Consider the following 8,413-nt stretch of genomic DNA (forward strand, 5'->3'; position numbering starts at 1 on the left):
TGCAACCGACGAATCTCTGCCCAGTCCTCCACGCTGATCACCCTCCACAGGCTCACGGAGAGGGGTCCGTTTTCACCCGTCGATCAGGGGTCAGTTTTCACCCGACGCTGACAGAAGCCGCCGCCGTCCCGCCGTCCACCTTCGGTCCTCTCCCCGCTCGGCACGGTGCAGGCTTTGCGCTACCGCCCGGTCGGTCACGGACGCGCGACACCGCCCTCTTCGCGCCCGGTGCACGGATCACTGCCCGGCACACGTGTACCTGTCGTTCCGTCCGACGGTCAGCCCGGAGACGGCGCAACGATCGCGGCAGCAGAAGGCATCCTTTACAACTGCTGAAGCGTCTGTCATCGGGTCACGTGGTCGCCGGGCGAGCTCGGCCCCCCGTCGCGATCGGCTGACGCTGTTGTGGCCGGAGACGCTTCGGACTCGGCCGCGCGAACGGCGTTGATGGCGTTGGCCGCTGCTCCCAGGTCGTGCTCCGCCAGTGGGTGACGCAGGCGGCCTGCCCTGCTCTACATGCCGTGAACCGGTACTGGATCCCGGCCGAGGACCTTGACGAGTTCAACCGACACATCGTGGGCACCATCGAGGTAGTCGCCAAGTACCGCTGAGGTCAAGTCGCCTCCTCGATCAGCGGCATGGGTCTCGTAGCTGAAGATCAGCCGGAGGCTCTCGCCTCAGCCTCGCGCAGACGCGCGCAAAGAGTTTTGAGAAGGCGCCGGGCGAACTCGGGATCCTCGTCGATCACCGCCTCGAAGTCCTGGTGGGGAATCGCCATCGCCTTCAGGGGCTCTTGCGCAGTGACGGTCGCGGATCGCGGTCGACCGTCGATCATGCTGATCTCGCCGAAGTAGTCACCCGGGCCGAGGGTGCGCAGTTCACGACCGTCTTTGCTCACGGTTGCTGACCCCTCGATGATGAGGTGGAAGGCCACCCCACTGCGGCCCTCCGTCGCCACTGCCTTCCCCGGCGGGTGCGAGACCTCGGTCGACGCGCTGGCCAACCTCTTCAGCTGCGCCTTGGACAGGTCCTGGAAGAGGTCCACGTTGGCGATGATCGCCTCGTGCGCTCGATCTCGTGCCATGACGGACTCCTCACAACGTCAGTGCTCCACATTATGCCGCGAGCTGCCGTCTGGGCTCACCCGATCGGGGTAGATCCCGTCCGGCGCCATGCAGAAGGCAAGAGAGTCAAGCAGCACGTCCGCGCGGGCGGGCAGTCACGTCATCGCGTCTAGTCGAGGCAGTTCGATGCACTCCGCACGTCCAGCTCTCCGCTGACTGGTTGCCCGCTCTGCGGACCTGTCCCATCGGCGCCGGACGGCCACCGAGTCATTGAGTTTCCTAAAGCGACCGCACAGCGGCAGACATCCCAGGTTCTGTAGCTGTGTAGGGGCACGGTGGAAGATGTGCGCCCAGGCGGTGTCTTCGTCGTACAGCGCGCCGGTTCTGAGGCAGCCATGCAGGATGCCGATCGCGGCATCAGCCGCGGCGCGCCTGTCGAGCTCGATCCATCACTGGGCCCGAGCAGCGCGGCAGGAGGTGCGCGCTCAGGTCCCGAGCGCGGAGGTCCTGAAGGGCAAGATCTCGCGAAGATTGCCGACGGCGCTGTTCGACTGCCGCGCGCTCCAAGGACCGCTCGCATCTCGGAACTGTGATTTCACCGCCCGATCGGTTGCCCCTTGACACCATCTGGGCCGTAGTTGCTCCCGGCCGCTTTGCCGTTTCGGGCCACGCCCACTCCGACCCACGAAGGGCGACCCATCCCGCCCAGATAGGGCGTGTTGGAAGCTGCCGCCTACCGCCCACTACGGGCGCAGCCCTCGCCCTTTGACGTTGTTGGTTCGTGCACATGCTGCGGAGGCGATCATTTTCAGAGGAGGTCTGGATCATCGAGCCAAAACTTGCGGGGCGAAGTTGTCACGAAACAGCACAATCGACGGATTTACGGGGCGTAAGTCCTGAGCTCGGCCAGCAAGTCATGGCGATCTAGGCCTTGACGGAGGTCGTTCAGGACAGAGACTCATGGAGCTGGCGACGTAGGATCAGGCCACTCGCAGATGGCGCTCAGCACTTTCCCAAGTCAACTCTACTGGGCTCGGCATTCTCTGGGTCCCGCCGATGCCGACATAGGCAAACGCCAAAAACACCATGGGCATCGACCCTTCCCTCCTACGCCAACGGAGCAATTCACCGCGCTGCACCTCCCGGAGCGCGAGTTCGGGCGCTGGGCCCTGGAGCATTGCGCTATCCAGAATGTCTTCGATTCGGGTAGTGGTTGGGTCCTCCGGTATGGGGAAGAGGGTGCAATACACGTGTTCCGCCCCGCCGTAGACAACTGCCGCCCCGAGGCCCAGCCATTCAGGTGCCTCTAGTAGCGTTGGAACTTCGGCCTCATGCCGATATACGCCCATGCTTTGGCATCCTGCGAGCACCACCCGCCGCGGAACACGCAGAGCCTGCCCTCCTGCGGCGTTCAGCTTGTAGAAGGAGCGCAACGTCAAGAGGTTCCCCCCCGCTAAACGGAGACCCGAGGACCCCGGGTCTGCGGGGTCGGGGACGTCGACATGTCCGCTGATGTGTAGAAGTTGGTCGTTCGCGCACGCCCCGTTGAAGATCTTTGCCACGTCCGGTAGACGTAGTGGGCCGGTCACCACGGTGCGGTCCCGGCGCGGAGCTTTAAGTGCATAGATTAATGTGTCGGCCGCTTGGACAGCAGGGTCATGGTCCGGGGCCACGACCGCGATCACACTCTCGACGGTGCTCTTGCCGCCTGCTGGCCCCGGCGGTTGTGCGGCCCGTCGCGCCACCAGCGTCAAAGCTGGCATATGAACGATGGTTGCAACGTCCATCAGCCGCCGGTCACGGTCGACCGGAAGCATCGCCAAAGGGATGAGACAAAGGCTGCCTATTGGTGCGACCACGAGCTGATGAAGCTGCTGTGAACTTGAAAGCGCCTGACGGATTTCAGGCGGGATTGAAGGGGCGAGGTCGTTGAAGAGAGCGTCCAGCGCTTGGCTGGCCGGCACCCCATGAATCGTCTGGTCTGGGTCCGAGGCAAATAACGGGCTAGCGAGGAGGCGGTTGATGAGGGACTCCTCGCCGGCCAGTTGTATCGGAAGGGCGAGTAGCAGCCGGCGAAGGGGCAGTTCGATGCTTTGGTATGACGTCCGTGCGGTGAACCACTTTCCCTGTGGGTCGCGCCAAGCGTGCACGATGTGGTCGCCCACTCGAGCAAAACTCCAGTACCAGCCCAACGGAAATAGGTCGCCAATGATGCCGTCGAAGTCGGTCGCAGCGTCAGAGTCTCCGCCGACCCACGAGGCGCCCATCACCAGCGGCGTCGAATCCAAGAGTGGATCGGATTCAATGTGTATAGCGTCGCCAGGTTGGCCGGGGGTCGCGGGCGCCACCGTGCTCAGCAGCGACTCAAATGACGACCTGAGCAGCGTAGCGCCTAGGTCGGGGGGCATAGGGACGGATTGGGCGCGCACGACTTCCAGTAGTTCGGCGACCAGAGGTGCGTCCCCCGGCCAAGCAAGCTGAAGGGCCAGTTGGTAGGTGGCCGCGAACCTCGCGACCCAGTTCTGTCGCCAGCGGGCCGTCGGAAGTTGGTAACGAACGTGTTGGACGATGTTCAACGCCGCGAGTGCGTTGCCCAGTGCTTCGTCGACATTTCCCTGCCGCCGAAGGACCTCAGCGAGCACCGCGTACGCCTGCGCTGTAATCGTGGGCGCGGGAGTAGCGTGCAACGCGAAGAGAGCGTTGGCGGCGGCCTCGGCCGCTGCCTCCAAGGCGACGGCGCGGTCGTCTATCTCGAAGATGTCGCTGTACTCCTCCGAGTGATCTGTCGAGTCGAGTATTAGGGCGGCGAGCAAGACTTGCTCCGTTGCAACTTCCGCCTTTGAAATCCCGAAGGTCGACCTGCTCGTCTCGCGGCCTCGGGCAAGGAGCGCCGAGAAGTGTGCAGCTGCCCCTGCGCCGTTTCCAGCCTGGTACATTAAAGGCAGCATGCAGTTCTCAGTTTGCCGGATGAGTGAATGTGACCCTCGACGAATTCCGCGGCGGCGCAAGCGATAGATTATTCGGAGACCATCAAGGCAACGTGCAGTGTCGTTCAGATCAGAGAGAAGTACCGAGGCCAGGCGGAACTGGGTATGCTCCCACCAGTACGCGCCTCGACGTCCCGCTGACAGCAGTAAGTCGGCGGCGTCACGCCAAGCCTGTTCGGCTAATGTGGACTCGCCGGCGGCGTTAAGAATGTCACCGTGCTGGGCGGCGAGCCAACCAGCCAAGGCGGGATCGCCGGCAGGGGATCCGGTCCGCGAGTGTTCGCTAAGCGCCAGCGCTTTCTGATAGTCCGGAGTCGCCAGACACGCCAGTGCCTCGCACTGCTGTAGAACGGTGGCGAAACGGCCGTCCACGTCGTGCTCGCGTGCCGCGTCGAGGAAGAATCGAGTTCGTCGGCGATCTTCCGAAGTTGCTTTGTCCACTGCAAGGGTCACAGATGACCAGAGCGGGGATACGAGGGCCTTGCTCTGCGCGAAGCTTCCGAGGAACGCTAGCGGACTGGAGGGCCGCTCAGCGAAGACCCCCATCAGCAAGACATTCAAGCCCGCTCGAAAGACCCTGAAGACGAATACTATTGCCGCCAACCAAATCAACATGCTGGGTGCTAAGAAAGCCAGCCAGATTGCGGCTGCAACGGCTACAAGTGCCGCCCGGATGGGTGCCCATCCCGAGACGGCCAGAGCCACCACAGTCAGCACGATCGTCTGCATCGTGGGGATCCCCGAGGTCCCGAGGATCACGGCACAGCCCATTACCGGGATGAGACGCGGTCCGAGGTAGTGCCGGACCACGAGGTTGTTCCACGCCGCGGCGTCATCGACCTCGAACGTCGCTATCATTTTTCTGCTTGAATACTTGCGGATCCTGGACCCATTCTCCCAGAGCACAAAAGCGGTCGCCAATGGACTCTTTAAAGCTTCATATCCCATGCCGGGTCTGGTAAGAGCTGCGAGCGGAACGTCGCTGTAGGACTCCTTGTCCTCGTTTGTTCGATTGCGATTCAGCAACCATTCCCGGAGGTTCTCCGCTGTCGTTGAGGCTTCGAACGGATTAAGCGTAGAACGGCTCATTGAAGACCGAACCTCTCACTCACACGGGCTGACGTGATGTTCCTTCCCGCGAGCCGGCTGGTTCGCGCATCTCGGCGGGCATCACCTACACTAAGACGGGGTTCCGCCGCCTCGGCGCGTACGGCCTGCAAACCAAGTCTGTCACTCACGATTTCGGCGGCCTGAAAGCACAGGGCAGCGATTGGCATGACGATGGAGCCTCCCAATTGCCATGCAACCGCGGCGGGGGCTGCGGATCCGAGCACCGCAACAAGTGTCGGCAGACGGTTGGTTGTGAAGAGGAGGCCAGCAAGCGCGAGCAGTGACCGCCACCCGTTATGCTGGGTCGACCAAGCGATAGTGGCGACCCATAAGAACCAACAGCCAGCGCTGGCTGCGAGCGACGACATGGTTAGTTTCGTAAGATATTGCTGGACAGGTTCGTCGGAGAAGAAGGCTCCGCTTGCTTGTGACCGAAAGGCGAAATGCAGTATTCCTGGCGAACGGACGGCGGCCTTCGATTCGCTGTATTCGGTCGCGGACGGGCGGCCAGGACGTGACCCAGCATCGATTGGCCCGCGCAGGCGCCGCTGCCGGTCCTGGGGACTAACCCGGTCGCGTATGCCGAGTGACTCCCGGAGGGCCTCACGCACAGTCAGTCCTACCCCCCGCATCGCTGGCCCCATTTCGGCATCGGTTTCGCCAGCCTCGATACACGCGAGCAGGAGGTGAACGGTGTCAACGTTGACATCGCCCGTGCGCTCGCTCCAATAGTTGAGTCTGGCTAGAGCCTGCGACGCGGCGCCGGTCCATCCGCTAGCTCGAGTTGCCGTGGCGAGACGGCCCCTTGCATGCCCATAGTCATCACCGGCGTCGGTGGCGAAGAGCGCATCGCCACCCAGGCGGGTGACAGTCAGGCGAGACCTGCTCGCCCGATCGCTGTTGAACAGCGCCACCTCGAGCAGGTGAGGGAGATCAGCGAGCTCCCCGCGGTCACGCTCAGAGGCAAGGATGAGAGCTACCTCAAGCGCCTCGCTGACCAACGGAGTCGGAGGGTGCGAGATCGCTATTTCGCTCTTCACGGCTCTCCTATAGATGCTGGATGAAGTTGAACGCTCTCACATCTAGACACCCGGCGAATGGTTATCGTAGGCACTTGGCGTCGGTCTCGTTGGTGGGCCCGCACCGGGTTGGCGCTGGTGATCAGCCGTGGGGTCGCGGTGATCGCGACCGCCGCCGTCACTGATCCGTACTGAGCCCGCAAGGGCCGTTGCTGGCCGCGCCCTGAGCGCGGAGGTTGCGGTTGTGCTGTCACGGTGACGCTTCTCGACCTCAAGTGGGCGTGGCTCGGGCCCGAGCGAATCAGGCGGCTGCCTAGGCCTGCCGACTTCCGGGCTGGGCCCGGCGCACGTGTGGCACGTCTCCCGTACCGCGTCAAGGCCGAGGTTCTGGGTGACCTGCTTGTGCCCGCAAGTTGTCTGTTCAGCGAACCGGCGACCCGATCGGGTTGCCGGTTGCGGGTTGCGCACAGACGCTTCCGTTGGTCGTCTGGCCGCGGAGGTTAGGCGATGATGCATGTATGGACGACGACCCACTCACTGAGACATCACCGGCCCCTCCACACCTGGTAGTGATCTCAGTGCCACAGGACAGTGTTGATGAGCTCGTACAGAGTGGACTTGCGGCGCGCGCTCCGATCCTCCGGGGCGAGCTCATTGAGGCTGTCATTGCAGTGGGGGTGGACTCGGCTGCCCTCGTAACACTGCTCCAAACCCCGCAGACAATCCAGGCATTCGCCACCTGGATCCGTGCCAGGGTCATCCAAAAGGAAGAGCGCATCACCATTCGCGGCAATCGCGGCAATCGAGCATTGCGAGTAGACGTTGATGGTGACGTGCCGGTGGAGGCCATCGCGCGCTTCCTGCGCGAGGCGCTTGGAGATGAGGACTGAACAGCGGTATCGGGACCGCCGGCACGAGTGAGTGCGGCCGACACTCCTTTGGCCGTGGGGCGCCAACCCGACATGCCGATGCGGACGGGGCCGGGCGAAACCTGCCCGGTCTGCATGCGCTCGTTCAGCTGCCGGTGCCGATCCGTGTGTGTCGTGCCCATGAGAGCGCTGTTCTCTTCTCCGCCGAGCAAGTCGGGAACTAACTAAAATGCTCGCGGGGCAGAGTATGCCTCGGCGTGCTAATACGGCTCCCCACTCAATCGCGGTGTCCGCGTCGACCTCGTGCAGGAGGTAAGTGGCCATGTCCAAGGGACCGTAGCGACTGGCGGGCTGCCTCTTATTGGGCTAACGCAGTTCTCGATGGCTGGGACCTGTGTCCTTCCGCCGCCAGCCGGCGTAGCTTGCGCGCCGCAATCGACTCGACGAGGCGCCGTGCTTCGAGCACCTGCTCCGCGACATCCTTCACTCGGCAGATCCCCCTTGGATCCGTTCGTCGGCACGCGAAGAGCGCGCTGGCGCGCACGAGCTTGGTGGTACCGGCGACAATGGAGGCCGCTATGGCAGCACTAGCCCAAGTAGGTTGGCGCGTCCTGCCGCCCGGGGGATGAACGACGTCGCCCCCCTACGGAGCCCCGACCGTGTCAGAGTGAGCGACATGTCCCCAGAACGACAGCCGCAAGAGCGAGGATCGGCTCAGGTCCACCGAATGAAGCGCAGAGAGCGAATAGCCCTCGGCGTCGCGGGGCTCGGCTCTTGGGTGGCCGGGTCAATCGCGACGTTCACAGTGGTTGAAGGATCGGGCGCGGTGGCACTCATTGCTGCGGGGCTGGGGGCAAGTGTCCTAGCGCTAATTGGCCGTTGGCCGTCTCGAATAGTTGTTTCCGGAAACGAGTTCTTCTGGGAGGAAGTCGTCCAGACGGTCGACCAACAAATCGATGCGGCGAAGGACGCTGGGGAGAGTGCCGCCGTCCAAGAGTTGGAAAGCCTTCGCAGCAGACTATCCGAGGCGCAGCGGACAGGAACCCTGCCTATGCATCCGGCTGCTGAGTACGACGAAGCTCTCCACGCAGCATTGCGCCGGACGCTTCCTGGCCTCGGCATCTCAGCCGCACCGGGCCGAGCCCGTGACCAAGCTGACTTTGAGCTGAAGATGCGTGACGTGAAGCTCTTAGTGGAGTCAAAGTACAAGTCGGATCCGCGGCGGCCCTTCAAGGGCAGCACATTGGGCCCCCTGCTGTCGCAGGTGGGCGTCGCGGATCGACTGCTCGTAGTAACAAACGCCTTCAACGTGGACGAAGCCCGGCAAGCGCTAGAAGAGAAAGTTGGCACTCGAGGGCGTGTGA

General features: G+C 63.3%; 4 protein-coding genes. 2 read left to right on the forward strand and 2 right to left on the reverse strand.

All coding sequences use genetic code 11. From position 1 onward, the window contains the following. Nucleotides 1-658: 658 nt before the first annotated feature. Complete coding sequence (locus tag AC1DP0_RS13720) at nt 659-1,045, reverse strand: Crp/Fnr family transcriptional regulator (RefSeq protein ID WP_478085107.1); 387 nt, start codon at nt 1,043-1,045, stop codon at nt 659-661. Between the two features lie 999 nt (nt 1,046-2,044). Continuing rightward, entirely contained in the window at nt 2,045-5,140 is a 3,096-nt protein-coding gene (locus AC1DP0_RS13725) for a CHAT domain-containing protein (RefSeq protein WP_478085108.1), read from the reverse strand. Nucleotides 5,141-6,698: 1,558 nt separating this feature from the next. Between AC1DP0_RS13725 and AC1DP0_RS13730 the strand changes: the two genes are divergently transcribed. Beyond that, the gene (locus tag AC1DP0_RS13730; RefSeq protein ID WP_478085109.1) at nt 6,699-7,070 is read left to right on the forward strand and encodes a hypothetical protein; all 372 of its coding nucleotides are present in this window, start codon (nt 6,699-6,701) and stop codon (nt 7,068-7,070) included. 706 nt (nt 7,071-7,776) lie between these two features. After that, nucleotides 7,777-8,413 (forward strand): hypothetical protein (locus tag AC1DP0_RS13735; protein WP_478085110.1); only part of this gene is annotated, 637 nt, incomplete at its 3' end.

It is taken from the genome of Terrabacter sp. P5_B1 (assembly GCF_056400505.1).